Annotated in this window: 29 protein-coding genes; 11 read left to right on the top strand and 18 right to left on the bottom strand. The window is 60.6% G+C overall.

What is annotated here, in order from left to right; translation table 11 throughout:
- Positions 1 to 65 precede the first annotated feature (65 nt).
- The 5 genes from IMW75_RS06885 to IMW75_RS06905 all read left to right on the top strand — a co-directional run bounded on the left by IMW75_RS06885 (position 66) and on the right by IMW75_RS06905 (position 4,459).
- On the top strand, positions 66 to 746 hold the full coding sequence (locus IMW75_RS06885; RefSeq protein WP_045058126.1) for a response regulator: 681 nt from the start codon (positions 66 to 68) through the stop codon (positions 744 to 746).
- Complete coding sequence (locus IMW75_RS06890) at positions 743 to 2,068, top strand: ATP-binding protein (protein ID WP_045058127.1); 1,326 nt, start codon at positions 743 to 745, stop codon at positions 2,066 to 2,068. Before IMW75_RS06885 ends, IMW75_RS06890 begins: the two co-directional genes overlap by 4 nt.
- A 107-nt stretch (positions 2,069 to 2,175) precedes the next feature.
- Positions 2,176 to 2,697 carry a GNAT family N-acetyltransferase gene (locus tag IMW75_RS06895; protein WP_205892161.1) on the top strand — a complete coding sequence of 174 codons (522 nt, stop codon included), beginning with the start codon at positions 2,176 to 2,178 and terminating at the stop codon, positions 2,695 to 2,697.
- 41 nt (positions 2,698 to 2,738) lie between these two features.
- The gene (locus IMW75_RS06900; protein WP_205892162.1) at positions 2,739 to 4,151 is read left to right on the top strand and encodes an aspartate aminotransferase family protein; all 1,413 of its coding nucleotides are present in this window, start codon (positions 2,739 to 2,741) and stop codon (positions 4,149 to 4,151) included.
- Positions 4,152 to 4,231: 80 nt separating this feature from the next.
- On the top strand, positions 4,232 to 4,459 hold the full coding sequence (locus tag IMW75_RS06905; protein ID WP_045058130.1) for an MbtH family protein: 228 nt from the start codon (positions 4,232 to 4,234) through the stop codon (positions 4,457 to 4,459).
- A gap of 101 nt (positions 4,460 to 4,560) precedes the next feature.
- On the opposite strand, the gene IMW75_RS06910 is transcribed toward IMW75_RS06905, so the two are convergent.
- The 10 genes from IMW75_RS06910 to soxR form a co-directional block, all read right to left on the bottom strand.
- Positions 4,561 to 5,481 (bottom strand): metal ABC transporter substrate-binding protein, encoded by a 921-nt coding sequence (locus IMW75_RS06910; protein ID WP_045058131.1) that lies wholly within the window; start codon positions 5,479 to 5,481, stop codon positions 4,561 to 4,563.
- Positions 5,481 to 6,380: a metal ABC transporter permease gene (locus IMW75_RS06915; protein WP_045058132.1), complete on the bottom strand. Its 900-nt coding sequence runs from the start codon at positions 6,378 to 6,380 to the stop codon at positions 5,481 to 5,483. Before IMW75_RS06915 ends, IMW75_RS06910 begins: the two co-directional genes overlap by 1 nt.
- A complete protein-coding gene (locus IMW75_RS06920) occupies positions 6,380 to 7,123 on the bottom strand; it encodes a metal ABC transporter ATP-binding protein (RefSeq protein ID WP_045058133.1) in 744 nt (247 codons plus the stop codon). The genes IMW75_RS06915 and IMW75_RS06920 overlap by 1 nt, the downstream gene beginning before the upstream one ends.
- Positions 7,120 to 8,043, bottom strand: coding sequence for a metal ABC transporter substrate-binding protein (locus tag IMW75_RS06925; protein WP_045058134.1), 924 nt, complete (start codon positions 8,041 to 8,043; stop codon positions 7,120 to 7,122). Before IMW75_RS06925 ends, IMW75_RS06920 begins: the two co-directional genes overlap by 4 nt.
- Before the next feature lie 34 nt (positions 8,044 to 8,077).
- Positions 8,078 to 8,650, bottom strand: a complete 573-nt coding sequence (locus IMW75_RS06930) for a DUF6162 family protein (protein ID WP_205892163.1) — start codon at positions 8,648 to 8,650, stop codon at positions 8,078 to 8,080.
- Positions 8,647 to 8,970 (bottom strand): hypothetical protein, encoded by a 324-nt coding sequence (locus IMW75_RS06935; protein ID WP_122841320.1) that lies wholly within the window; start codon positions 8,968 to 8,970, stop codon positions 8,647 to 8,649. The genes IMW75_RS06930 and IMW75_RS06935 overlap by 4 nt, the downstream gene beginning before the upstream one ends.
- Positions 8,967 to 9,509 carry a thiamine pyrophosphate-binding protein gene (locus IMW75_RS06940; protein WP_205892164.1) on the bottom strand — a complete coding sequence of 181 codons (543 nt, stop codon included), beginning with the start codon at positions 9,507 to 9,509 and terminating at the stop codon, positions 8,967 to 8,969. The genes IMW75_RS06935 and IMW75_RS06940 overlap by 4 nt, the downstream gene beginning before the upstream one ends.
- Positions 9,506 to 10,699 carry a PepSY-associated TM helix domain-containing protein gene (locus tag IMW75_RS06945; protein WP_205892165.1) on the bottom strand — a complete coding sequence of 398 codons (1,194 nt, stop codon included), beginning with the start codon at positions 10,697 to 10,699 and terminating at the stop codon, positions 9,506 to 9,508. Before IMW75_RS06945 ends, IMW75_RS06940 begins: the two co-directional genes overlap by 4 nt.
- 215 nt (positions 10,700 to 10,914) lie before the next feature.
- Positions 10,915 to 11,373, bottom strand: coding sequence for a VOC family protein (locus IMW75_RS06950; RefSeq protein WP_205892166.1), 459 nt, complete (start codon positions 11,371 to 11,373; stop codon positions 10,915 to 10,917).
- Positions 11,374 to 11,576: 203 nt separating this feature from the next.
- Positions 11,577 to 12,032, bottom strand: coding sequence for a redox-sensitive transcriptional activator SoxR (gene soxR, locus IMW75_RS06955; protein WP_045058140.1), 456 nt, complete (start codon positions 12,030 to 12,032; stop codon positions 11,577 to 11,579).
- 94 nt (positions 12,033 to 12,126) lie between these two features.
- Between soxR and IMW75_RS06960 the strand changes: the two genes are divergently transcribed.
- Positions 12,127 to 12,492 (top strand): antibiotic biosynthesis monooxygenase, encoded by a 366-nt coding sequence (locus IMW75_RS06960; RefSeq protein WP_122841315.1) that lies wholly within the window; start codon positions 12,127 to 12,129, stop codon positions 12,490 to 12,492.
- Here the strand turns inward: IMW75_RS06960 and IMW75_RS06965 are convergent.
- The 4 genes from IMW75_RS06965 to msuE form a co-directional block, all read right to left on the bottom strand.
- A complete protein-coding gene (locus IMW75_RS06965) occupies positions 12,489 to 13,592 on the bottom strand; it encodes a sigma-54 interaction domain-containing protein (RefSeq protein ID WP_205892167.1) in 1,104 nt (367 codons plus the stop codon). The two genes, IMW75_RS06960 and IMW75_RS06965, sit on opposite strands and share 4 nt — an antisense overlap.
- 24 nt (positions 13,593 to 13,616) lie before the next feature.
- Positions 13,617 to 14,804, bottom strand: coding sequence for an acyl-CoA dehydrogenase family protein (locus IMW75_RS06970; protein ID WP_205892168.1), 1,188 nt, complete (start codon positions 14,802 to 14,804; stop codon positions 13,617 to 13,619).
- 134 nt (positions 14,805 to 14,938) lie between these two features.
- Complete coding sequence (gene ssuD / locus IMW75_RS06975) at positions 14,939 to 16,084, bottom strand: FMNH2-dependent alkanesulfonate monooxygenase (RefSeq protein ID WP_045058144.1); 1,146 nt, start codon at positions 16,082 to 16,084, stop codon at positions 14,939 to 14,941.
- A 10-nt stretch (positions 16,085 to 16,094) separates the two neighbouring features.
- A complete protein-coding gene (msuE, locus tag IMW75_RS06980) occupies positions 16,095 to 16,658 on the bottom strand; it encodes an FMN reductase (RefSeq protein ID WP_205892169.1) in 564 nt (187 codons plus the stop codon).
- Positions 16,659 to 17,070: 412 nt separating this feature from the next.
- Here msuE and IMW75_RS06985 point away from each other — a divergent pair, with 412 nt between their 5' ends.
- The 4 genes from IMW75_RS06985 to IMW75_RS07000 all read left to right on the top strand — a co-directional run bounded on the left by IMW75_RS06985 (position 17,071) and on the right by IMW75_RS07000 (position 21,289).
- Positions 17,071 to 17,340 carry a hypothetical protein gene (locus IMW75_RS06985; RefSeq protein WP_205892170.1) on the top strand — a complete coding sequence of 90 codons (270 nt, stop codon included), beginning with the start codon at positions 17,071 to 17,073 and terminating at the stop codon, positions 17,338 to 17,340.
- A gap of 98 nt (positions 17,341 to 17,438) precedes the next feature.
- Positions 17,439 to 18,053 (top strand): LysE family translocator, encoded by a 615-nt coding sequence (locus tag IMW75_RS06990; protein ID WP_205892171.1) that lies wholly within the window; start codon positions 17,439 to 17,441, stop codon positions 18,051 to 18,053.
- Positions 18,054 to 18,257: 204 nt separating this feature from the next.
- Positions 18,258 to 19,415 carry a cysteine desulfurase family protein gene (locus IMW75_RS06995; protein WP_205892172.1) on the top strand — a complete coding sequence of 386 codons (1,158 nt, stop codon included), beginning with the start codon at positions 18,258 to 18,260 and terminating at the stop codon, positions 19,413 to 19,415.
- Positions 19,416 to 19,480: 65 nt separating this feature from the next.
- Complete coding sequence (locus IMW75_RS07000) at positions 19,481 to 21,289, top strand: aminopeptidase P family protein (protein WP_205892173.1); 1,809 nt, start codon at positions 19,481 to 19,483, stop codon at positions 21,287 to 21,289.
- Positions 21,290 to 21,326: 37 nt separating this feature from the next.
- Here IMW75_RS07000 and IMW75_RS07005 read toward each other — a convergent pair whose 3' ends face one another.
- Both IMW75_RS07005 and IMW75_RS07010 read right to left on the bottom strand, forming a co-directional pair.
- Complete coding sequence (locus IMW75_RS07005; protein ID WP_045058150.1) at positions 21,327 to 21,917, bottom strand: 2-hydroxychromene-2-carboxylate isomerase; 591 nt, start codon at positions 21,915 to 21,917, stop codon at positions 21,327 to 21,329.
- Positions 21,918 to 21,951: 34 nt separating this feature from the next.
- Positions 21,952 to 22,680 carry an SDR family oxidoreductase gene (locus IMW75_RS07010; RefSeq protein ID WP_045058151.1) on the bottom strand — a complete coding sequence of 243 codons (729 nt, stop codon included), beginning with the start codon at positions 22,678 to 22,680 and terminating at the stop codon, positions 21,952 to 21,954.
- Between the two features lie 90 nt (positions 22,681 to 22,770).
- Here IMW75_RS07010 and IMW75_RS07015 point away from each other — a divergent pair, with 90 nt between their 5' ends.
- Positions 22,771 to 23,331 (top strand): TetR/AcrR family transcriptional regulator, encoded by a 561-nt coding sequence (locus IMW75_RS07015; RefSeq protein WP_205892176.1) that lies wholly within the window; start codon positions 22,771 to 22,773, stop codon positions 23,329 to 23,331.
- 7 nt (positions 23,332 to 23,338) lie between these two features.
- Here the strand turns inward: IMW75_RS07015 and IMW75_RS07020 are convergent, their stop codons facing one another.
- Both IMW75_RS07020 and rhtA read right to left on the bottom strand, forming a co-directional pair.
- Positions 23,339 to 23,620 (bottom strand): hypothetical protein, encoded by a 282-nt coding sequence (locus tag IMW75_RS07020; protein WP_045058153.1) that lies wholly within the window; start codon positions 23,618 to 23,620, stop codon positions 23,339 to 23,341.
- A gap of 179 nt (positions 23,621 to 23,799) precedes the next feature.
- Positions 23,800 to 24,687, bottom strand: a complete 888-nt coding sequence (rhtA, locus tag IMW75_RS07025) for a threonine/homoserine exporter RhtA (RefSeq protein ID WP_045058154.1) — start codon at positions 24,685 to 24,687, stop codon at positions 23,800 to 23,802.
- Positions 24,688 to 25,162: the final 475 nt, after the last annotated feature.

Raw genomic sequence — 25,162 nt, forward strand, 5'->3', positions numbered from 1 at the left:
CGCTTGCGGCATAATGTCGGCTTAATCGGCTACAGGCCTAATTGGTTTCTTTTCAGGTACTCACTATGCACGTACTGGTTTGCGAAGACGATGAGCTGATCGCCAGCGGCATAGTCGCCGGCCTCACCGCCCAGGGCCTGACCGTGGAGCACGTGGCTACCGCATCGGCTGCCCGGGCGATGCTCAAGGTTGCCGAGTTCGACGTCATGGTGCTCGACCTTGGCCTGCCCGATGAGGACGGCCTGAAGCTGTTGCAGCAGTTGCGTCACAGTGGCCTGGAGATTCCGGTGCTGATCCTCACCGCCCGGGATTCGGTCACGGACCGGGTCGATGGGCTGCAAGCGGGCGCCGACGATTACCTGCTCAAACCGTTCGACCTGCGTGAGCTGGCCGCGCGCCTGCACACCTTGTTGCGGCGAGTGGCGGGGCGCAGCGTCAACCTGATCGAGCATGGCGCGCTGACCTACGATCCGAGTAGCCGCGAAACCACCCTGGGCGGCCAGCCGGTCGACTTGTCACGGCGTGAGCAATCGCTGTTGCAGGCGCTGTTGCACAACCGTGGCCGGGTCCTGTCCACGGAACAGCTCAAAGACAGTGTCTATGGGTTCAACGATGAGCTGGAAAGCAACGCCCTGAACGTGCACATCCATCACCTGCGGCGCAAACTCGGTAACGGCATCGTCGAGACCGTACGCGGCCTGGGTTATCGGCTGGGGCCGGCAGGCAGTGGAGATCGTTCGAAGTGATGAGCCTGCGCCTGCGCCTGAGCCTGACCCTGGGCGCCGCGTTCGCGCTGATCTGGGCGCTGGCGGCCGCCTGGATGCTCAGCGACCTGCGCAACCAGATGATGTTTTCCCTCGACCAGCGCCTGGTGGCGTCGGCGCGCATGGTCGCCGGGCTGATGGAGCAACTGCCGGCGCTTCCGAGCAAGGGCGAGGGCACCCATTTCAGTGCCGAGCAACTGAACATCCCGGGCGGCATGGCCTGCCAGGTCAGTTCACTGCGCGGCGAGATCCTGGCTCGCAGTCACACCGATCCGCAACAGACCCTGGAAGCCGAGCAACTGGGTTTTCATGACCAGATGATCGATGGTGCGCCCTGGCGCAGTTTCACCCTGGTTCGGGGAGATCTGCGCATCACCACCGCCGACCGGCAGATCGAGCGCGAAGCCTTGAACATGTCGATCCTGCTGGCGGCATCGGTGCCGGTCGGCGTGGCGTTGCTCGGTTGCCTGTGCCTGCTGTGGTTGGGGATCGGCCAGGGCCTGGCGCCGCTCAATCGCATGCGTGATGCCCTGATGCGGCGTAGCGCCGACTCCCTGGAACCGCTGCAGATCCAGCCGCTGCCCAGCGAATTGCAGCCGTTGCTCGACACCCAGAATCAGTTGCTGCAACGGATCGGCAAGACCATCGAGCGCGAGCGGCGCCTGACTGGCGACGCGGCCCACGAATTGCGTAGCCCGCTCACGGCGATCAAGACTCACCTGCAGGTCGCGCGCATGACCGAGGGCGCCGCTCGGGACCAGTCCCTCGCCCGGGCGGAGGAGGGGGCTGACCGTCTGCACCGCACCCTCGAACAATTGCTGTTGCTGGCGCGGGTCGAAGGCAGTCTGTCGTTCGATGACGGTGTGCAATGCAATGCCGAGCAGGTGGCCAGGCTGGCGATCCAGGACGCCGGCAGTGGCGATCGCCAGCGCATCCGCTTCAAGGCGCCCGCAAGGCTTTCAGCGGCGCCGGTGCAAATGCCGGCGGTGCTGTCGATTGCCGCACTGCGTAACCTGCTGGACAACGCACTGCGCCATACCCCTGGTGATGGTCCGGTGGACTTGAGCGTGGAAACCGTCGAAAACCGCGTGCAGTTCGTGGTTCGCGATCATGGCCCTGGTATCGCCGAGGATGATTTGCAACATCTTACCCAGCGCTTCTGGCGCAATGGCCAAAGCACCGGCTGTGGCCTGGGGTTGGCGATTGTCCAGGCAATTGTCCAGCGCTGCGGTTGCACGCTGAAGTTCGACAGCAAGCCGGATGGCTTGCGGGTTGAACTGACGATGCCGTTGCAGCCGGTCTGAGAAGGCGTGGTTACACATCAAAAGTAACGTCTATCCGATAGGCATCCCGCCCCCTTAGCGCTATCGTCCTCGCCGGCTTTGACTCAATGGATTGAGGTACTGGCGCCATGGAAACATCCCTGCATGTCTGCAAGGCAACCCCCGCCGATGCCGGCATCATCTGCCGGATAGTCGAACGTTCGATCCGCGTTGGCTGCGCCATTGATCACCGCAACGATCCACGCATCGTTGCCACCTGGACCCACAGCAAAACCGTCAGGCATGTCATGGCCTGGCTGGCTGACCCGCGGTTTTACCTCAATATCGCCTTGCTACAGGACAAGCCAGTGGGGGCCGCCATGGCTGCGATCAGCGGCAAGTTGGCGTTTTGCTACGTGCAACCGGAATGGTTTCGGCGCGGCGCGGGCCAGGCGCTGGTGGGTGACCTGGAAAGCTGGTTGATCAGTCATGGCCTGTGCCACGTGCAACTCAACAGTACGCTCACTGGCGAGGGGTTCTACCGGCATCTGGGATACCAGCCCTGCGCCCCGACCTTCAAGGTTGCCGGTCTGCAGGCCATTCCCATGCGCAAAGGGCTGTTGTTGCCTGCTGCAAAAGCTGACCAAGGGTCTAAATCCTCAGCCGCCTGAAGCGTTTCCACAACAGGAAAACCTTTTTGAGGGGTCGAGAGATGTCAGTCGCTACCAGCCTTGTGCAAGATCAGTCGGCGCGGGTCGCTCCGGCGCCGGCCGAAACGCTTTATCAGTTCAACGAGTCGCCGTTGCTGGCGCGACAGACCCGGCAGGAGTCTAACGCCCGCAGCTATCCACGGCGCATCCCCCTGGCGCTCAAGCGGGCCAAGGGTATCTATGTCGAGGACGTTGAAGGCCGCCGTTTCATCGACTGCCTCGCCGGCGCAGGCACGCTGGCGTTGGGGCACAACCACGCAGTAGTGATTGAGGCGATCCGGCAGGTGCTGGCCGATGAATTGCCGTTGCACACCCTTGACCTGACGACTCCGGTCAAAGATCAATTCGTCCAGGACCTGTTCGCCCTGCTGCCACAGGGGTTGGCTGGCGAAGCGAAAATCCAGTTCTGCGGACCCACCGGCACCGACGCCGTGGAGGCGGCGTTGAAGCTGGTGCGCACCGCCACCGGTCGCAGCACCGTGTTGTCCTTTCAAGGCGGCTACCACGGCATGAGTCAGGGCGCGCTCAGCCTGATGGGCAGCCTGGCGCCGAAAAAACCCATGGCGGCCTTACTCGGCAGCGGAGTGCAATTCATGCCCTATCCCTACGACTACCGTTGCCCGTTCGGGCTCGGCGGCGCACAAGGGGTCAAGGTCAACCTGAGCTACCTGGAAAATCTGCTGAGTGACCCGGAAGCCGGCGTGCAGTTGCCTGCGGCGGTGATAGTCGAAGCGGTGCAGGGCGAGGGCGGGGTTATTCCGGCTGACCTCGACTGGTTGCGTGGCTTGCGCCGTATTACCGAAAAGGCCGGGGTGGCGCTGATAGTCGACGAAATCCAGAGCGGGTTTGGACGCACCGGCAAGATGTTTGCCTTTGAACACGCCGGGATCATTCCGGACGTGGTGGTGATGTCCAAGGCCATTGGCGGCAGCCTGCCGTTGGCGGTGGTGGTCTATCGGGACTGGCTCGATACCTGGCTTCCGGGAGCCCATGCCGGGACCTTCCGCGGTAACCAGATGGCGATGGCCGCCGGTTCCGCCGTGATGCGCTACCTGACCGAGCACAGGGTCTGCGAGCATGCGACCGCCATGGGCGAGCGCCTGGGCGAACACCTGCGCATCCTGCAGCGGGATTTTCCGCAGTTGGGTGACATACGCGGTCGAGGTCTGATGTTCGGCGTAGAGCTGGTCGACCCTTCCGGTGTGCCGGATGCCCAAGGTCACCCGCCGATCTTTGCCCGCCTGGCTCCGCTGGTGCAGCGTGAGTGCCTCAAGCGAGGTTTGATCCTCGAGCTGGGCGGGCGGCATGGCGGCGTGGTGCGCTTCCTGCCACCGCTGGTGATTACCTGCGGCGAAATCGATCAGGTGGCCGAAATCTTTGGTCGGGCCATGGCCGCTGCCACCGCCAGTCTCTAAATTTTTCCGCGTCCCGAACGTACCTTCTACAGACCGGATGCACGTGCGTGCAGCCCACCCTACATCGATGGAGAAACGCCATGACATCTGTATTCGACCGCGAGGACATCCTATTTCAAGTCGTGGTCAACCACGAAGAGCAGTATTCGATCTGGCCCGACTACAAGGCCGTGCCGCAAGGCTGGCGCACCGTGGGCAAGAGCGGCCTGAAAAAGGAGTGTCTGGCCTACATCGAGGAAACCTGGACGGATATGCGCCCACTGAGCCTGCGCAAGAAGATGGAAGAGCAGGCGGCTGCGGTGCACTGAGCCTGCCTGTCAAAAAAAGCCCGCTGGACTGGTGACAGTCAGCGGGCTTTTTGGTGCCTGGGCTGCAGAAAAGATCGCAGCCTCGTTGCACTCGACAGCGCCTACAGGGGGGAGGGTGCGGCTGGGTCACTCAACCCCTTGATCACCGAATCCACATTCCCTTCCAGCTCAACCACCGGATCCACCCCATCGATATTCAGTACCACCAGGCGGCTTCCTGCCTCGGTAATCACCGCTTTGAGCGCATCCGACGGCTGGCGGTGATGTAACACCACGGCCACATCATTGTCCTTGAGCGTCGCCGCCAGTTGCTTGAGTGCCTCCGGGGTCCATTCGGCATCCGGGCGGGCGTCGAGGCCGATCAGTTCCAGGTTGAGACCACCAATCAGGTAACCGAAATGATCGCTGAGGCTCATTACGCTGAGGTTGTCGGCGCGGGCCAGGCGCGCTTCGCTGTCGGCACTGAACTTCAGCAGGCGCTGTTTGAGCGTCGCCAGGTTGCCCTCGATGACCGGCTTGGCTGCGGGTGCCAGGCGCACCAGATCTGCCGCCATCACATCCGCCATGCGTCCCATGTTGTTGCTGGACAACCATGGCTGGCTGTTGAGGCCGTCGACCTTGTTGTCCGGCTGTACGGCGATGCCGGGCAGGGCGCCGTCCACCGGGCGGGCAGCATCGACTTCGACGACCCGGATGTTGCTGCGTCGGGACATGGGATAGAGCGGGTCGTCGGCCCACAACGAACGCAGGCCGATCACTGCATCGGCATCGGTCGCCAGCTTGGCCAGGGCCGGTGCACCTCGGCCGGTGAAGTAGGCGGTCTGCCGGCTGCCGGGCAGGTTCGCCGGCGCGGCACGTTCGAGCTGTACGTTGGTGCCCTTGAGCAGGACTTCGCCCAAGCCATAGGTGATCGGCAGCGAGGCCAGGACGCGTAGGGGTTTTGTGCTGTCGGCCGCGAAGGCCGTGTGGGCCAAGGTGCACAAGGCGACCGCCAGGGTTAGTTGACGCAACTTAAAAGACATTATCCGATATTCCCTTTCAGGCCAGGAACGACGCCACGGGCAACGGCCGCCAGGGCGAAGGCGATGCCGGCCACCAGAATGATCGCGGCACCGGATGGAATTGGCAGATCAAAAACGATCGGGGCGAGAATGCCGCACAGGGTACTGATCGTGGCGATCAGCACCGAGCACCAGAAAAAGCCCTTGAGCGACTGGCTGAGCAATCGTGCAGCCGCCGCCGGAATGACCAGCAGGGCCCCGACCAGAATGGCGCCGATCACTTTCACTGCGGCGACGGTGATCAGGGTTACCAGAATCACGAACAGGTAATCGAGGGTCTTCACCGCCACCCCGCGCACCGCCGCCAGCTGCGGATTGAAGCTGGCGAGCATGATGCGGTTGTACAGCGGCAAGGCCAGTGCCATGACCAGTGAACCCACGATGGCCAACACCAGCAGGTCATTCCCGTTGACCGTCAGGACCGAACCGAACAGCACGTTTTCAAGGATGTGCACGTTGATCTTCCCGGCGAGAATCAATAGCAGGCTGGCACCCAGGGCTAACGAAACGGAGAGGAACACGCCGATCAGCGTATCCGGTGACAGCCCGGTGCGGTTGCGCAAATAGTTGAGCAGGATGCCGAACAGCAGGCAGTAGCCGAACAGGCTGCCATAAGGCCCGGTGTAAGGTTCCCCCAGCAGAATGCCGACGGCCACGCCGGTCAGTGCCGCGTGGCCGACTGCTTCGGAGAAAAACGCAAAGCGCTTGACCACCACCAGTGTGCCCAGGCCACCCAGCACCGGTCCGATCAGCAGGCCGGCCAACAACGCATTGACCACGAAACCGTACGCCAGCGCTTCAGGCAGGTAACCCGAAGACGCCCAGCCCTGAATCATCAGGCGAAAGGCTTCATAACTCATCAGGCGGCGCTCCGTGGATGGGTGGAAAACAGCGTCAGCAGGCGTTCCGGTGTCAGTGCCTGCTTGGGCGTTGCATCGAACAGCACCCGGCGGTTGAGCCCGGTGACCCGGTCCGCCAGACGACCTACGGCTTCCAGGTCATGTTCGATCCACAGCACCGTGATGCCGCTTTGGCGCCAGTCCCCGAGAAGTCGCTCGAAAACCTGGATGCCGGCTTCATCGAGAGCCGACATGGGTTCATCGAGTACCAGCAACTGCGGCGCCGGTATCAGCCCCTGGGCCAGTAATACTCGCTGACGTTCGCCACCGGACAAAGCGCCCATGCGTCGTTTGCGTTTGTCCTGCATGCCGACCCGTTCCAGGGCATCACCGATGGCTGCCGCGTAATGCTTGCTCACCCCCAGAAATGCCGGTCGACGCTGGCACATCGCGGCCATGAAGTCGTCGACGGTCATCGGCAGTCCGCGATCAAACTCCAGCGCTTGCGGCACGTAGCCGATCGTCCCCGGGGTGCCTGGCCATTGCAGGCTCAGGCGGCCCTGGTGGGGCATTTGCCCGAGCAGGGTCTTGATCAGCGAGCTCTTGCCGCCACCGTTGGGTCCGACCAGTGCATGGATGCTGCCGGGCTGTACCTGGAAGGTCACCTGGTCAAGGATCGTGGTGCGGCCGAGGGTCAGGCCGACGTCGGCGAAATCCAGGGTCGGGCCGGTGCTTTGGACAATCAGGGTCTCCTGGACAGTCATGCGCCCGACTCCTGAATAGCCCGGACCACGGTGTTGAGGTTGCCGGTCATTTCCTTCTCATACTTGTCAGCCGTGTATTCGCCATAGGAAATGTGCGACAGCGGGTACAGTTTCACCCCGGATTCACGCTGGATGGTGTCGACATAGCTCGAAGGGAAGTCCATCTCGGAGAAAATCACTTTCACGTCCAGCTCTCGCAACTGGTCGATGGTCTTTTTCAACTGGCTCGGGCTGGGCTCGATACCGTGGGCAGGCTCGACCACGGCCGTCACTTCCAGGCCGAACTCGCGCAGCAGGTAGTCGTAGGCGGCATGCACGGTGGCTACGCGCAGCTCTGCATTGGGCGCTTCGGTGAGTTTCGCCAGGGCGTCGGCGCGCATCTGCCGCAGCCGTTTGCCGTAGGCTCGGGCGTTCCGGGTGTAGGTCTTGGCGTTCGCCGGATCAAGTTTTCCCAGCTCCCGGGCAATGTTGTTGACCTGGGCAATCGAGGCGCTGACCGACAGGAAGGTATGCGGGTTGACGACCTTGCCGGCGCCACGGGCAGCCACGCCGGTAGCGGCCAGCAGCGGCACGTTTTGGTTGGCTTCGATCACCGCCACGTTGGGCGTTTCGCTGGCGGCGATCATGCGGTCGGCGAAATCGTCATGCCCAACCCCGTTGAGCACAACCACGTCCAGTCCGCTGATGCGCCTGATGTCTTCTGCGCGTGGCTCGTAGGCATGCGGGTTGAAACCGGCGGGAATCAAAGGCACCACTTCGGCCTTGTCGCCGACGATATTTGCCACGTAGCTGTAGTACGGATGCAGGGTGATACCGATGCGCAGGCGCTTGGCCTCCTCAGCACTGGCCAGGGGGACCAGCAGGCAGGCAAGCAGGCCAGCCAGCAGGGCGGGCATGAAACGTTGAGATGAAATAGGCATGGGAAAGCGGTTTCTCTCGGGTAAAGGCGAGGGGTCAGTGCCGCTGCTGGCGAGTGACGCCGGCATCGAATTGCGCGACGATCTGCTGCCAGCCGGCGCTTTCGAGCGCGGAGTCGGCAAGATCGGCTGGCGCCTTGAGGGCTTTGCCGCGATGCAGCCAGATGTCCGGCTCATCGTCACCCGCGGTGAGGCGCATCAGGAAAGAGCCGGCCACGTCGGGAGACTGGCTCTGGCCGAAATAAGCCTGGTCCTGCAGCAACTCCCAGGCATGGCTGCCACGACTGACCGAGCTGGCGTCCTGGGCAAATGGCGCGAAGCCTTCGTCAGCCAGCAGCGCCGGCGTTGGCAATGCCTGCTGCTCCTGGCGCAACAAGTGGATCTCGTCGAGCGTGACCCGCAGGTCGGCGTAGATGCCCTGTTCGGAAGCGCTCAGGTCGCGGCGCGCATCCAGTTGATGACTGGCTACGGTGCTGACCTCCTGGGATTCATGGCGCCAGGCCACGACCGAGGCGGCCACGGCCAGGATCATCAGGCACAAGAGCAATACGTACAGCGTTTCGTGGCCGGCTCCGGCCGGGCGGACTATCTGGTTTGTGGGGGTGCTCATGGGGTCTGGATGTCCGCCTGGTCTATTTCCACCACATGGCCCGGGCCCGCATCGAACAGCACATAGAACTCGGCGGCGGGTTTCTTGAAAGTCATCTTAGAATCGGCGCCGAGCTTGCCGGGCACCAGAATGGTTTCGTCGTAGCCGATCACATCCAGGGTCACACCCGGGGCACCGCTGCCATCGGAAAAGCCCCCGGTACATTCGATCTGTTCGGCGTCGACGGCCTTGCATTCGCACATCGGGTTATGGGCCAGGGCGCTGGTGCTGAATCCGGCGCAGAGCGCCAGCACCAGGTTGCGCAGATGACGCAAAGTCATGGTTTGCCTCCTTGTTTGGTCAGCCACTCGATGGTGGCGGGGGATGCCTGGCTCAGGGGCATGGAAGCCTGGTGCATGGCGCCTTCCCAGCCCTCCATGGTGATCCACAGTTCGGCATCGGCCTTGGTCTTTTCCGGGATCGGCAACATGGCGCCCATGCGGTAAGGCGTGCCAAAGAAAATCACCCCGGCGGCGCGCAGGCTGCGGGGCTTGCCGATGCGCAGGTAGGTGGCCTTGACCTGGTCGCGGCAGCTGTCGCATAGCGCGGCGTTGAAGCTCTTCATGTAGCCGGCGGGCCCATCCAGTCGCGGCGCTTCGTTGCGCAGTTCAGCCAGGCGCAGGCTCCAGGGGCCGACCTGCACTTCTCCGGCTTCGCGTTCACCCAAACCGGTATCACCCCGGAACAGCGCGGCATCGGCGAAGTACTTGGGCATGAAACCCAGCGGTACCAGCAACAGCAGGACATTGATGTGGAAGCGCCACTTGTGCCAGAAACGGCTCAGTTTCGAAGAAGGTTTATCCGCAACGAGCAGGCTCATTGGCTCACCTCCGTGGTTTCGTGGCGAGGGGCAGTTGGCACTCGGGCACGTTTGTTTTCCCGCTTCAGGGCGTTGGCCGTGGCCAGGGCGGTGCGTTTGGTCCAGATCAGCAGGCCACTGAGGACCATCATGCTCAGCAGCAAGCCGAAGAAGAACCAGATCAGCTTGATCCACAGGCCGCCAAAGTCGCCGGTGTGCAGGGGACGCATGGATTCGGTTACCAGCTCCAGCCCGGAGCGATCCGAGAGCAGGCGAGTGGAGGCGATTTCACCGGTGTAGGGGTTGATATCGGCGGTCTGGAACATCAGCGGGTACCAGCTGCGTCCGCCTACCGTCAGGTAGCTGTAGGCATTGGCGGGCATGCTGACAAAGCTGTCCTCCAACCCGGGAATGCGCACCTTGGCCTCGGTAATCGCATTCTGCAGGCTGATCATCGGCGCAGGCGAACCATCGGTACTCAACGGCACGCTCTCTCGAGGCACTACCAGGGCCACCGGGGCAGTGGAAATCGTCACCTGGTTATCGAACATGAATGCCTCGATCAGGAACCAGGTGCTGGTCACGGAAATTACCGCGATAAACCAGATCGACCAGATGCCGCTGAGACGGTGAAAGTCGCCCCAGAAGATTCGTGCACCGTGACGAATGCGCAGGCTCGGCTTGAGGAAGCCTTTCCAGAATTTCTTGTACACCACCAGCCCGGTGACCAGGGACGCCAGCATCGGCAGACTCAGGAACGACACCAGGTACCAGCCCCAGCTGTAACCGTTGGTGAACGGCACCAGCCACCAGCCATGCAGTGCGCGGGTGAAGGCCTGGAAATTGAATTGCGGTGCCGTGCCCTGTATCACCCCGGTATAAGGGTTGACGTAGACCGTCACCGAACGCCCGTCCGGGTAGCTGACCTCGACGTCGAGGGCAAAGTGCGACTCATCGGGACGGCTGATGCTTTCGACCAGGGTGTTCGGCTCGGCCTTTTTGATCGCGGCGACGATCTGGTCGTAGTTGAGCATCGGGGCATCATCGGAAGGCTGGCTGGCGCGCATTTGCGGATTGGCCAGCCAGACGATCTCCTGGCTGACCACGGCAAGTGTGCCGGTCACGCAGACGATCAGTACAAAAAACCAGATCGGCAGCGCCAGCCAGCTGTGCACCAGAAACCAGATTTTGGAACGGGATTTCTTCGACATGATGTAAGTCTTATAGCGATGAGAGGACCTTGGCTGCAGGCTTCCCAGCGTTGGGTCGATGAAAAGTCGCTCGTGGCTTTTGCCTACGCGAGCAGACTGCATCTATATAAGACGAATGAGAATCAAGAATCCCGAATCCGCATATGCAAGAAAATGTTTCGAGCGTCGTTAATCCGCCTGCAGGGTCGAGGTAACGGTGGAGGCGGAGCGGGAAGTCAGCCCTGCTGGAACATTTCCTGCGCGCGCTGCTCGATTTGCTCCTGGGTCAGATCTTCCTTGCGCGTGGCCAGAAACCACGTGTGTCCGTAGGGGTCTTTGAGCGTGCCGGACCGATCACCATAGAACTGATCCTTGACCTCGGACACGACAATGCCACCAGCAGCAATCGCCTGTTTATACGAGGCATCCACATCATTGACGTACAGATGCAATCCCACGCAAGGGGACTCATCAGGATTGCTCAATGGCCCTTGATCACAGGGGGTGCCCAACATGATCGGGCAATCGCCTATGCGCAATTCGGCGTGACCGATTCCACCATCGGGCATCGCCAGGCGCATCACTTCGACGGCACCGAAGGCTTTTTTGTAGAACTCGATGGCTTCGGCAGCTTTTTGAATACCCAGATACGGCGTAATGCTGTGATAGCCCTCTGGAATGGGTTTGACGCTCATGGCGGTCCTCCCAGGTTTTATGCAATGAGAATGCCCCACAAATATAGTAGGAGCTGCCGAAGGCTGCGATCTTTTGACCTGTTTTACCTGGATTCCAACAAGTACAAAAATTGCCCGGCACGCTCCCCACCCATACCTCAGAAAACGCCCTGCATCAGGTACCGAAACGTCTGATACTTCAGCTGTGAGCCCTTCGCCAGCACTCAGTCCTCCTCCAGCAAATGCGCCCCAGGCCCACGGTCCCCCAAAACATCACCAAAATTGCGCAACGGACAGGCCTCCATCGACAGGCATCCGCAACCAATACATCCATTCAACCGGTCGCGCAGCAACGTCAGCTGGTTGATCCGCTCATCCAGATCCCGGCTCCACTGCGCCGACAACACCCTCCAGTCGGCGGCGGTCGGTGCGCGGTTATCGGGCAGCGATTGCAGCGCCTTACCAATCTCTGCCAACGGAATGCCCAGGCGTTGTGCCACCTTGATCAACGCCACCCGGCGCAACACTTCCCGCGGATAGCGGCGCTGGTTGCCCTGGTTGCGATTGCTCTTGATCAGGCCCTTGGTTTCATAGAAATGCAGCGCGGTGACTGCCACGCCGCTGCGGGCGGCAACCTGGCCGACCGTGAGCTCCCGCTGCAGGGGTTCCGGGGTCATCATTTGAAAAATCCCTCTTGACCTTGACTTAACTAGAGGTTTTACCCTGCAAGCCTTCGGATCGCAATGTCCGGCATACACAGACGGGGACTTTTTCATGCAGGCGCCAGAGAAAAATCGCAGTTTTACCCAACTGATCGAGTTCGAGATCGAACCTCATCAGCAACCGGCACTGGTGTCGGCGCTATCGATGCAAACCGAACGCCTGGCTCAGGACTACGCGGGTTTCCTCAGTGCCAGTATCCAGGCCAGCGAAGATGGCCGGCGGGTGCTCAACTATCTGCAATGGCAGACGCGCGAAGCAGGGGAAGCGGCGTTCCAGCAATTTGAAAGTGGCGAGCAGGATTTCTGGCAATTGATTCGTGCCCATCAGGCGAAGACCGTGACCTTCGGCTCGTTCCAGGTGTTGCACAGCCTGGAACGTAGCCATGACAACGCGCTGCACTGCCATCTGGTGGGTTAGATAGACAGCTGCATCAAGCGCTCACCCTGGAGGTTTTCCGCAGGCCGGCGTTTGTTCACCGCCAGTTCACCGATCTTGATCAGCCGGGTGCGCGTCACATTGCGGCTCAGCCCCAGCAGTGCGGCGGTGTGCACCTGGTTGTAATGACTGAAGCGATAGGCTGCGCGCAGCAATGCATCCTCGACCTTTTCATGCAGCGCTCCGGCCTGTTCCTCGAAGAGTTTTTCAAATGCCCGCTCGAGCAGGGCTTCCGGGGAGTCGTCGAAGCTGCCGCCCTGGTCGTCCTGACGTTCGATGCGCATGTTCGACAGGCGCAGGTCATCGCGTTCGATGACGCCGTTGCGGCAGATCAGCAAGGTGTGGTGAATGACGTTTTCCAGTTCACGAATATTGCCTGGCCAACTGTAGCTACGCAGTTTCAGTTCAGCCTCTTTGCTGATCGTGATAGTGCCGTAGCCCAGGCGCTGGCTGTAGGCATCAACGAAGTGCCGGGTCAGCGGCAGGATGTCGCCGGGTCGATCGCGCAGCGGGCTCAGTTCCAGGCTGACCACGTCGAGGCGGTAATACAGGTCCTCGCGAAAGTGCCCCGCGTTGATGGCTTTCTCCAACTGCACGTTGGTGGCGGCGAGCACCCGTACATCGATCGGAATGCTCTTGCGCGAGCCCAGGCGCACGACTTCGCGCTCCTGCAACACTCGCAGTAACTTGACCTGGATCGCCATCGGCAGGTCGCCGATTTCATCGAGGAACAAGGTGCCGCCATTCGCCTCTTCGAACCAGCCGGCCTTGGCACTGAGAGCGCCGGTAAACGCACCTTTCTCATGCCCGAACAGCTCCGCCTCGACCAGGGATTCGGAGAAGGCGCCGCAGTTCACGGCGACGAAAGGGCGATTGCGCCGCGCGCTGAGGTTATGAATGTGTCGCGCTACCAGCTCCTTGCCGGTGCCGGTTTCGCCGATGATCAGCACGCTGGCCTCACTCGGCGCCACCTGCTGCAAATGCGCAAGCAGGGCTTGGGATTTCGGGTCTTCGAACACCTGGGCGGTGGCTCGGATTGACGTGGCCAACGCGGGCGAGGGCGGTAAGGTCAGCAGTTGCATGGGGTTCGCTCCATGAATGGCAGGCTAGGAATAGAAAGTCGGAATCGGCAGGCACTGGTTCAGCGCCCAGTCACCCAGCTCATGGAGTTTGTAATCCACCGGATCGTGCAGGGTTTGCGTGCGCAGGTTGCGCCAGTGACGGTCCAGCCTGAGCGAGGCGTGGGTTGAGCGCGCGCCGGTCACCTCGAAGAGGTGCGTGCACAGGTCCAGGCCGCTGCGGGTGGCGGCAACCTTCGCGGTAGCGATGGCAATCGCCAAGTGCCCACGTTCTTCGGCGCTGAGTTTCGGGCCCTTTGCCCAGGCCTTGTCGAGCAGGTCGGCGGCGCGCTCCACGAGCAATCGAACGCCTTCGAGCGCCACCCAGAATTCGCCGTAATGACCCAGCACATAAGGGTCCTGGCTGACCTCCCGGGTGTTGGATTTATGCCAGGGCCGGGCTTCGGTAAGGGTGTATGCCCGTGCCTCATCGAAGGCGCCTTCGGCGATACCGAGAAACATGTGGGTAAAGGTCAGTTGGGCGATCAGTGGGCGCAGGCAGGCGAATGGCGTGCTCAACGGGCCTGGGTCGAGTAGCAGTTCCGATTCCTCCACCCGCACCCGTTCGAAGGTGGCACTGCCGCTGTCGGTCTGGCGCTGGCCCATGTTGTTCCAGTCGTTGTGCAGGGTGATGCCGCTGCGACTGCTGGGGATCGCCGCGATCAACAGCTTGCCACCGGCCGTTTCATCCACCGCCGAGGCAATCAGCATTTGCGAATCGCTGGCGCCGGAACAGAAGCTTTTCTTGCCGGAGAACTCGCGCCAGCCATCCAGCTTGCGTACTACGGTGCGGGTGTCCAGGGGGTTCAAGGCATTGCCCCAAAACCAGTTCTTGCGCGCGGTCTGCTCAAACCAGGGTTGCCATTGTTCGGGCCTGGCAAACAGGCGCACAGTGGCGAGCATCAGGTGATGGAAGCCGAAGACATGGGCGATCGAGCTGTCGACCTTGGCGAACTCGCGCACGATGGCCAGGGTTTCACTCCAGCGCGCGCCCAGGCCCCCGTATTCGGTGGGGATGCTCAAGGCGAGCAGGCCGCTTTCACGCAAAGCATCACGTTCGGCTTTGGGCGTACCGCCGCGTTCATCGCGCTCGACAGCGGTGAGTGCAAACTGCGCGGCCAGTTGCCGGGCGGTCTGCAGCGGGGATATCAAGGCGCTTTGTGGCTTGGCAGTCACGGGGGTTCCTCAGGAAATTCGACGCACATCCCCGGTGGGAGCGAGCCTGCTCGCGATGAGGTCGGAACATCCAACATGATTGTCGGCTGAACGGACGACCTTGCCAGCAGACCCACTCCCACTGGGAGCACCCTTTAAGCGGTGGCTTTGCCGGGTAGCACATCGTTGGCAATCATTTCGCCAAACGGTCCGGTAAGGTTGGTCACGCCGCGCCCGGCCAGGCTGGCGTAGGGCTCGGGCAGCAGCGGGAACACCAGTTCGGCAAAGCGGTAGGCTTCTTCGAGGTGCGGGTAGCCGGAGAAAATGAAGCTCTCGATGCCCAGGTCTGCGTACTCCTTGATCCGCGCGGCAACCTGCTGCGGATCCCCCACCAGTGCAGTACCGGCACCGCCACGTACCAGGCCGACACCGGCCCACAAGTTGGGTGAAATCTCCAGGTTGTCGCGACGCCCGTCATGCAATGCGGCCATGCGTCGCTGGCCTTCCGAATCAAAGCGCGAGAAGGATTTCTGGGCCGCCTGGATGGTTTCGTCGCTGATGTGTTCGATCAATTTGTCGGCGGCTTTCCAGGCCTCCTCAGCCGTCTCGCGCACGATGACATGCAAGCGAATTCCGAACTTGACCGTGCGCCCTTGGCACGCAGCGCGCTCACGCACATCGGCGAGTTTTTGCGCCACGGCGGCGGGCGGTTCGCCCCAGGTCAGGTAGACGTCGACCTGTTCGGCCGCGAGATCGTGGGCAGCCTGCGAAGAACCACCGAAGTACAGCGGTGGGTAGGGTTTCTGCACCGGTGGATACAGCGCCTTGGCGTTCTGCACCCGCAAGTGTTTGCCTTCGAAATCAACCGATTCACCTTGCAGAACTCGGCGCCAGATTTTCAGGAACTCGTCGGTCACCTCGTAGCGTTCGCTGTGATCAAGGAAACTGCCGTCGCCGCGGTTTTCATCCGGGTCGCCACCGGTGACCACGTTGATCAGCAGGCGCCCTCCGGACAGGCGATCCAGGGTGGCAGCCATGCGTGCCGATACGGTCGGCGAGATGATGCCCGGCCGGATGGCGACCAGGTAACGCAGACGTTCGGTCAGCGGCACCAGTGCCGAGGCAATCACCCACGAATCTTCGCAGGAGCGCCCGGTGGGAATCAGCACGCCGTGGTAGCCAAGGCTGTCAGCGGCCTGGGCCACTTGCTTCAGATAGTTGAGGGTCACCGGGCGAGCGCCCTGGGTGGTGCCCAGGTAGTGGCCGTCGCCGTGGGTGGGCAGGAACCAGAAAACATCCATGAAGAGATCCTTAAGCGATTTTCAGCAGATTTTTGGGGTGCGCGCCGAACAGCGGTGCGGCGCGTTCTGCAGCAAGACGAATGCGGGCCTTCAAGGGCTCACTGGTTATTTGGTAGTTTGAGAAATCGGCTTCGGTGGCGTAGACGCCAATCGGCAACGTCAGGGCCTGGAAGAAACTGAACAGCGGGCGCAGTTGATGATCGAGTACCAGGGCGTGCCGTTCGCTGCCGCCGGTGGCAGCCAGCAGCACCGGCGTATCGATCAGCGCATTGAGGTCAATCAGGTCGAACAGGTGCTTGAGCAGGCCGGGATAGGAGCCGCGAAACACCGGTGCGGCAACGATCAACAGCTCGGCGTTCTCGATCGCCTGCAACTCGGCTTCGACCTGCGGCCCCAGTTCCTGGCGGGACAGCGCCGCACCCAAGGGCCGGGCAATGTCGCCCAGCTCGATCACTTTGCTTTCGATCACCAAGTGTTCGGACAGCTCGGCCAACAGCGATTGAGTCAGTACCAGGGTACGGGATGGACGCCAGGTACCACCGGAGACGGCAACGACTTTCAATGGGCGCGACATGATCAGTTCCTTTTAAACAGTTGCTCGGGGAGCAGTGAGTAGTCACTGAGTTGAGCAAGAGCTATACCAACCCCTGAAGGCCTTGTTTCATGGGGGCTGCGCCCCGCCTGGCGCTTGCCACTGTCGCTTGCGGGTGCTGATTGTTGATTCGCTGTTGCCCGGCCAACAGTTGCAGGAGCAACAGTGATGCCGACGCGATGGAGTTGTTATAAAGGTTTGCTCTTATTCCTCAAAAGAACATTAAAAGATATTTATAGATCCATATAGAATAATAGAGGTTTGTCTCCTAGGTGCTTGCGGTAGGGAGGCTGAAAGCTTGATACCCACTATCGAGAGCGTTGATTTCTGCCCGGCGAGGGGCGCGAGTAGCCTGTGTTCATTGCCCCGAACCCAGATGCCAGGACGCCACGCCATGAAATCTCCCATCGCCGTTTTGCTACTGCTCGCTGTCTCCGTACTCGCTGGATGTGCAAGCCACGTTTCCCCGGAGTTACGCCCTTACACTCCGCAAGAAAGCCGCCAATTGGCCCTGGAAGATCTGAATCGTCGCAGCCTGTCATTTGACGAGTACCACGCGAAAAAAGCCGAATTGCTCGGCAAGCCGCAGAAAGCCTTCAGCTTCGACAAACAGGGCGAAATGAACGCCGAACGTACTGTCCAACTGCACGGTCGCCCAAGCTGAACGACTGTACCGCTCGAAGTTTTACCTAACTGTCCATGGGCTTCAGGCAACCCTTGCGATAGGGTCGATACCTGACCGACCCTGACGGACTGCCACCGATGACGCTCTCTCTCGATCTGCTGATGGGCTTTGCGCTGTTTGCGCTGGTCACCTCGATTACTCCTGGCCCGAACAACACCATGTTGCTGGCATCTGGCGTGAACTTCGGCTTTAACCGCACCATCCCGCATATGCTGGGCATCACCTGCGGCTTCTTCGTATTGGTGGTGGCGGTGGGTTTCGGCCTGGGCGCGGTGTTTCAAACCTATCCGTTGCTTTACACCGTGTTGCGTTATGCAGGCGCCGCCTATCTGTTGTATCTGGCGTGGAAGATCGCCCATTCCGGACCGGTGTCAGACAGCGAGGACGGCAAGGGCAAGCCGATCAGCTACCTGGGTGCGGCGGCGTTTCAGTGGGTGAACCCCAAGGCCTGGATCATGGCCATTGGCGCCATCAGTACCTACACACCGATGCAGGGCTACTTCACCAATGTGATCGTGATTGCCGCCGTCTTTGCCGTGATCAATCTGCCCAGCGTCGGCGTCTGGGCGGCCTGCGGCACGCTGCTGCGCAATGTGTTGAAGGATCACCGCTGGTTGCGCGTGTTCAACTGGGGCATGGCCGCACTGCTGGTGATATCGCTTTATCCGCTGCTGCGGGAGAGCATCGGCTGATGCATTGCTTCAACCGGTTGGCCGATGCCTGTTAAGCTCGACTTCAGGAGCGTTCCTACGCACTTTTAAATGAAGTTGTTCTTCTTTAACGGCCTCTGATCGGGTATTTCTAACGTTCTGGGATGTCGGCGCAGCTCACGAGGCTGCGCTTTGCCGTTCCAGCAACGAGATTCCTGATCCCGGAACCTGCTCTGCGAGTCTTATATGAATAAACGCCCGTTGTATTTCGACTACGCCGCCACCACTCCGGTGGATGAGCGGGTCATTAAGGTCATGGTCGAGTGCCTGGGTTTCACCGGAAACTTCGGTAACCCCGCGTCCAGCTCCCATGCGTTCGGGCAACAAGCCCGGCAAGCCGTAGAACATGCCCGCAGGCAGGTCGCCAATCTGGTGGGTGCCGAGGCCGATCAGATCGTCTGGACTTCCGGCGCCACCGAATCGAATAACCTCGCGCTCAAGGGCGTGGCCCAGGCGCGAGGCGTCGCTGGCGGCCATGTCATTACCAGTCAGATCGAGCACAAGGCGATACTCGACACGGCCAGGCAATTGCAGGATGCCGGGGTCGCGGTCACTTACCTGGTGCCTGATGCCGATGGCCTGATTACCGCGCAGGCCGTCAGCGAAGCCATGCGTGAGGACACCTTCCTGGTCTCGCTGATGCTGGTCAATAACGAACTGGGTACGGTCAACGATATCGCTGCCATCGGCGACATCGTGCGTGCGCGTCATGCTTTGTTCCACGTCGACGCGGCGCAGGGCGCCGGCAAGGTCGTCATCGACCTGGCGCAATTGCCGGTGGACGTGATGTCGTTTTCCGCCCACAAAATCTACGGCCCTAAAGGTATCGGTGCGTTGTACGTGGGTCCTCGTGCGCAACAACGCCTGCACGCGCAGATTCACGGTGGCGGGCACGAGGGCGGCTTGCGCTCGGGTACGTTGGCTACCCATCAGATTGCGGCCATGGGTGTGGCATTCGAGTTGGCGGCGCAGCTGTTCGAGGATGAAAAAGTCATCGTTGCCGGTCTGCGCGAACGCCTGCTCGAACAACTTTCAAGCATTCCCGGCGTTCGTCTCAACGGTAGCCCGTCGCAACGCATTCCCCACACCCTGAGCCTGACGTTTGCCGAGGGTGAATTCAATTCCGCGGCGTTGAGCCATTCGATCGCGTTTTCCGCGACGTCGGCCTGCAATTCCGCGAGTAATGCCCCCTCTCACGTGCTGCTCGCCCTGGGGCATGACACCCACTCGGCAAGTCGCACCATCCGCTTGAGTCTTGGACGGTTCACCACCGCGCAGGACATTGACCAGGCGGCAGACCTGATAAAAGCGGCCTGCACCAGTGCTCCGGCATTCTGGCAATAGGTCTTAAAGCGCCCATGCACCTCAGCGCTTCAACAATAATGAATACGTGATTAGCAGGAGACATGATGAGTACGCAGCCTTCGATCAATGGGTCAGTGCCCCAGCGCCTGGCGCAAACCCGCGAGCTGATGAGCCGGGAGGGCATTCATGCGCTGCTGGTGCCGTCAGCAGACCCGCATTTGTCGGAATACCTGCCGGGTTACTGGCAAGGGCGTCAGTGGCTGTCGGGCTTTCATGGTTCCGTCGGCACGCTGATCGTCACACCGGACTTCGCTGGAGTCTGGGCCGACAGCCGTTATTGGGAGCAGGCGACCAAGGAGCTTGAGGGCAGTGGCATTGAACTGGTCAAGCTGCAACCGGGCCAGCCTGGGCCGCTGGACTGGCTTGCTGAGCAAACCCCCGAAGGTGGTGTGGTGGCCGTTGACGGTGCGGTGATGGCAGTGGCCTCGGCGCGCACCCTGGGTGGCAAGCTCGAGGAGCGCGGTGCTCGCTTGCGCACGGACATCGACTTGTTAAGCGAAGTCTGGAGCGATCGCCCGACCTTGCCCAACGAGCCGATCTATCAGCACCTGCCACCCCAGGCGACCGTCAGCCGCACCGAAAAACTCGGCAAGCTGCGCGAGGTAATGAAGGCGCGTGGAGCTGACTGGCATTTCATCGCCACTCTCGATGACATTGCCTGGTTGTTCAACCTGCGTGGCGGCGACGTGTCTTTCAATCCGGTGTTTGTTTCCTTCGCCTTGATCGGGCAGGACCAGGCTACCTTGTTCGTGGCCATGAGCAAGGTCAGCGCCGAGTTGCGCGCCACCCTTGAACAGGACGGCGTGACGCTGCGTGATTACAGCGAAGTGGCTGACGCTTTGCGCGCGTTACCGGCCGGCGCGAGCCTGCAAATCGATCCGGCACGGGTCACCGCCGGGCTGCTGGACAATTTGGATAGCGGCGTGAAACTGGTCGAGGGCCTGAACCCGACCACCCTGGCCAAATCGCAGAAAAGCCTGGCGGACGCCGAGCATATCCGCCTGGCCATGGAGCAGGACGGTGCGGCGCTGTGCGAGTTCTTCGCCTGGCTGGAGTCGGCATGGGGTCGTGAGCGCCTCACCGAACTGACCATCGACGAACACCTGACGGCAGCACGCATGCGTCGTCCGGGTTATGTGTCGCTGAGTTTCAACACCATCGCCGCCTTCAACGCCAACGGCGCGATGCCGCACTACCACGCCACAGAAGAAGCGCACGCGGTGATAGAGGGCGATGGCCTGTTGTTGATCGACTCCGGTGGCCAGTACCTGGGCGGCACCACCGATATTACGCGGATGGTTCCGGTCGGTACCCCTACCGAGGAGCAGAAGCGTGATTGCACACGAGTGCTCCAGGGCGTCATCGCCTTGTCCCGGGCGCAGTTTCCCAAAGGTATTCTTTCACCGCTGCTGGACGCCATTGCACGCGCGCCGATCTGGGCCGAAAGCGTCGATTACGGCCACGGTACGGGTCACGGCGTAGGGTATTTCCTGAACGTGCATGAAGGTCCGCAGGTGATTGCCTACCAAGCCGCTGCCGCACCGCAAACCGCCATGCAGCCGGGCATGATTACCTCCATCGAACCGGGTACCTACCGTCCTGGCCGCTGGGGTGTTCGAATCGAAAACCTGGTACTGAATCGCGAAGCGGGCAAGAGCGAGTTTGGTGAATTCCTCAAATTTGAAACGCTTACGCTGTGCCCGATCGATACCCGCTGCCTGGTGCCAGCGCTGCTGACGGAGGAAGAAAAACAGTGGTTCAACGCTTATCACGCCCAAGTGCGTGAGCGCCTCGCCCCGCTGCTCGATGGCGCTGCGCTTGAGTGGTTGAACACACGGACAGCTGCCATCTGATTATCGCAATATCAGGCGCCGATGGCGGCGCCTGTATTCAGCTCAGGGCTTCAACCACGAAGTCCAGTCGGTCCTGGCCGAAGAACAGCTGATCACCCACGAACATGCTCGGTGCACCAAACACCCCTCGTTGTACCGCTCGCTCAGTGTTGTCCTTGAGCGCAGTCTTCACTTGCTCGTCTGCGGTCAGTGCCAGCGTTTCAGCTGGATCAAATCCGTGTTCCGTCAGCACTGCGGCAACCGTTTGCGGATCATCCATGTTGCGACCCTCAACCCACAGCGCCCGGAACAGGCAGTCGATGAATACCTCGAACCGCTCGGGATGGCGTAGCTGCATGCCGGTCACCGCGCGCATCAACATCAGGGTATTGATGGGAAAGTGCGGGTTGAACTTGAGTGGCACGCCGTAGCGTTTCGCATATCGAGCCAGGTCCTGGAACATGTACCGGCCCTTGGCGGCAATGGTTACCGGCGAAGCGTTGCCCGTCGCTTTGAATACACCCCCCAGCAGCATCGGAACGTAGATCAGCTGGCTGTCGGTCTGCTGGCATATCCGCGGCAGTTGCGTAGAGGCAAGGTAGGTGGCCGGGCTGCCGAGGTCGAAAAAGAACTCCACGGTTTTAGTCATGATCGAAGTGCTCTGCTTAATTGTAGGGAAGGGTTTACCAACGTTCGTTCCAGGGACGTAGATCGAGCTCGAAGGTCCAGGCATCACGGGGCTGACTGTGCAGGTACCAGTAATTGTCGGCAATGTGCTCGGGGTTAAGGATGCCGTCCTGGTCTTTGGTGGCGTATTTCTCGGGGAAGTTTTCGCGGATGAAATCGGTATCGATTGCGCCGTCGACCACCACGTGGGCCACGTGAATATTCATCGGCCCCAGTTCCCGGGCCATGCTCTGGGCCAAGGCGCGGATCCCGTGTTTGGCCCCGGCAAAAGCTGCAAAGCCTGCTGCACCGCGCAGCCCGGCGGTCGCGCCGGTGAACAGAATCGTTCCGCGCTGCCGTTGGGCCATGCGCTTGGCCACTTCGCGCCCGTTGAGAAAACCTGAGAAACAGGCCATCTCCCAAATCTTGAAGTATTTGCGCGCGGTCTCTTCAAGGATGCTGCAAGGAACGTTGGCGCCGATATTGAAAACGAAGGCTTCGATGGGGCCGATCTGGCTTTCGATCTGCTCGATCAGCGCCACGACCTCCTCTTCCTTGCGCGCATCGCAGGAAAAACCATGGGCCTGTGCACCGGAAGCCTTGATGGCATCGACCAGGGGCTGGAGTTTATCGGCGCTGCGTCGGGTGACACAGGCAATGAAGCCTTCCTGCGCAAAGCGTTTGGCAATCGCGCCACCCGTAGCATCACCGGCGCCAACAACGAGTACGACCTTCTTGTTATTCATGGCAAACCCTTTAGTAAACGATCGTTAACTAAACGAACGTTATGCTACGATCCGACTAGCGTCAAGGTGATTACTTCTGAGGGCAAGGCGATGCGTTATTCGGCCAACCACAAGCTGGAAACCAGAGAAAGGCTCTTGCAGAGCAGCGCCGTATCGGCGAAGCAGTCCGGGTTCTCTACCGTGGGGGTGGATGGTCTGATGAAGGCGATCGGTTTGAGCGGAGGGGCTTTTTATAGCCACTTCTCGTCCAAGGATGAACTGTTCGCTGCGATTGTGGAGCGCGAGCTGGGGCAAAGCCTGTGCCGGCTGGAAGGGGATCAGGACTTGCAGAAGCTGGATCGCTGTCTGCGGCAATACCTCAGCATGGCGCACGTCGAGAGTGCGCAGAACGGTTGCGCTTTGCCCGCCCTGGGCGCCGAGATTGCCCGTTCGGACGATTCGGTCCGTCAGCTGGCGCAAGACTGGATCTGTCGGCTTCAACAAAACTGGGCGCTGACACTGGGCAGCGAAAGCCTCGCCTGGGCCGTCCTGTCGCAGTGCGTTGGCGCACTGGTAGTGGCGCGGATGTTGGCGACACCGGACGTCCAGCGCACGGTGCTGAAGTCTAGCTACGACGAAATCCGCAAGCAAATAGCGGAGCCGCGAGCCTGACGTGCGCTTACTTGCAGATGACGATCATGCTGCGGCTGGTGTAGCCGGCTGGATTGAGGCCGAACGGGTAATCGCCTGGCTCTTCTACTGAGTCCCCCGACTTGGCAATGACCTTGTAACCTTTGGGTGCACACGAGTCGACAGCCTTGGTGTAGCACTTGTCCCAAGAGGACGACAGACCGGAACAGTTGATGTGCAGCCCTTTCTTGCCGTGCTTGACCTGGGTTTTGGAGGTTGCCGCACAACCCGCAATTGCGAGTACCGCGATCAGTATCAAAATTCGTTTCATTACTATCCCTATAGCGTCCCCGGGTCTGATGCCCGGGTCTGACTGCATTCGCTTTCGTTTGAAGCGTTTTGATATCCAGATCTTGAACATTCCTGCCTGGCACCGGGTCGTCGGGCCGGGCAGGGCGTTAAACATGGCCTAATTGGTCGTCAAATACCAGACCCTCGTAAAATCCTTCATCAGTCTACCGCGACCGCGGGCTTTGCATTGCTGCCCATGGTCAGGGTCGCTCCGACGGATGCCAGGATAATGCACATGATGGCCATCCACTGTGACAACGAAAGGTATTCCTGCAGAAACAGTAAGCCAGACAGTGCGCCGAAAGCGGGTTCGATACTCATCAGCGTACCGAAGGTGCGGGCAGGCATGCGCGTGAGGGCGACCATTTCCAGCGTATAAGGCAGGGCAGTGGACAGGATGGCAACGCCGATGGCCACGGGAATCAGCGAGGGGGTAAGCAAGGCCGCACCTGCATGCACGATCCCTATGGGTGCGACGAACAGCGCTGCGATCATTACGCCCAAGGCGGCTGTCTGGACGCCGTTGTCTGCGCCGGCTTTCTGCCCGAACAGAATGTACAGCGCCCAGCACACGCCGGCACCGAGTGCATAACCGGCACCCACGAGATCGATCCCGGTACTGGTGGCGCCGGTAGGAATCAGCAGGAGCAGGCCTACCGCAGCTAAAGCAATCCACAGAAAGTCGATGGCTCGGCGCGAGGCATAGATCGCTACGGCCAAGGGGCCGGTGAACTCCAGGGCGACCGCGATCCCCAGGGGAACCGTTTGCAGAGACATATAGAAGAGGAAGTTCATGCCGCCCAGCGCCATGCCGTAGATGATTACAGTGCGCAGGGACTTGGCGGTGAGCTTGGCGCGCCAGGGCCGCAGTATCAGCAGCATGATTACGCTGGCGAAGATCAGGCGCAGGGTCGTGGTTCCTTGAGCGCCTATTAATGGGAACATGCTTTTGGCCAGTGATGCGCCAGACTGGATCGATGCCATGGCTATTAATAGCAGGCCAACCGAGAACAGGGTCGATGAGAGAGTGCGGGGCTGGTTGTTCATTTCGCGGCATCGTCCAAGGCAGGAAGCGAGAGTAATTCCATATCTGGGCAATATACTGCGCATTCGGTGGTGATACGTCTATCTCTATGCAGCAAATTCGATCCTCTGATAGAAAAGCGTAATCAGTGCTTGACGGCAGATTTCAGGTGTCTATAATTCGCCCCACTTCCGGCGCAGTCGAAACGGAAAACTCCTTGGTAAACAATGAGTTACGCAGTTTTGATGGTCAGCTGCTTCAGGTCATCGAAGCGCAAAAGAAGTTGAAAAAGAGGTGTTGACAGCAGCGTGTAACGCTGTAGAATTCGCCTCCCGCTAACGAGAGATCGAAAGCGCAAGTGGTTGAAGTTACTAGGGAAACTTGGAAAACTTCTGAAAATAATCACTTGACAGCAAATGAGGCTGCTGTAGAATGCGCGCCTCGGTTGAGACGAAAGATCTTAACCAACCGCTCTTTAACAACTGAATCAAGCAATTC

Source organism: Pseudomonas gregormendelii (assembly GCF_017114825.1).
Lineage (GTDB): Bacteria > Pseudomonadota > Gammaproteobacteria > Pseudomonadales > Pseudomonadaceae > Aquipseudomonas > Aquipseudomonas gregormendelii.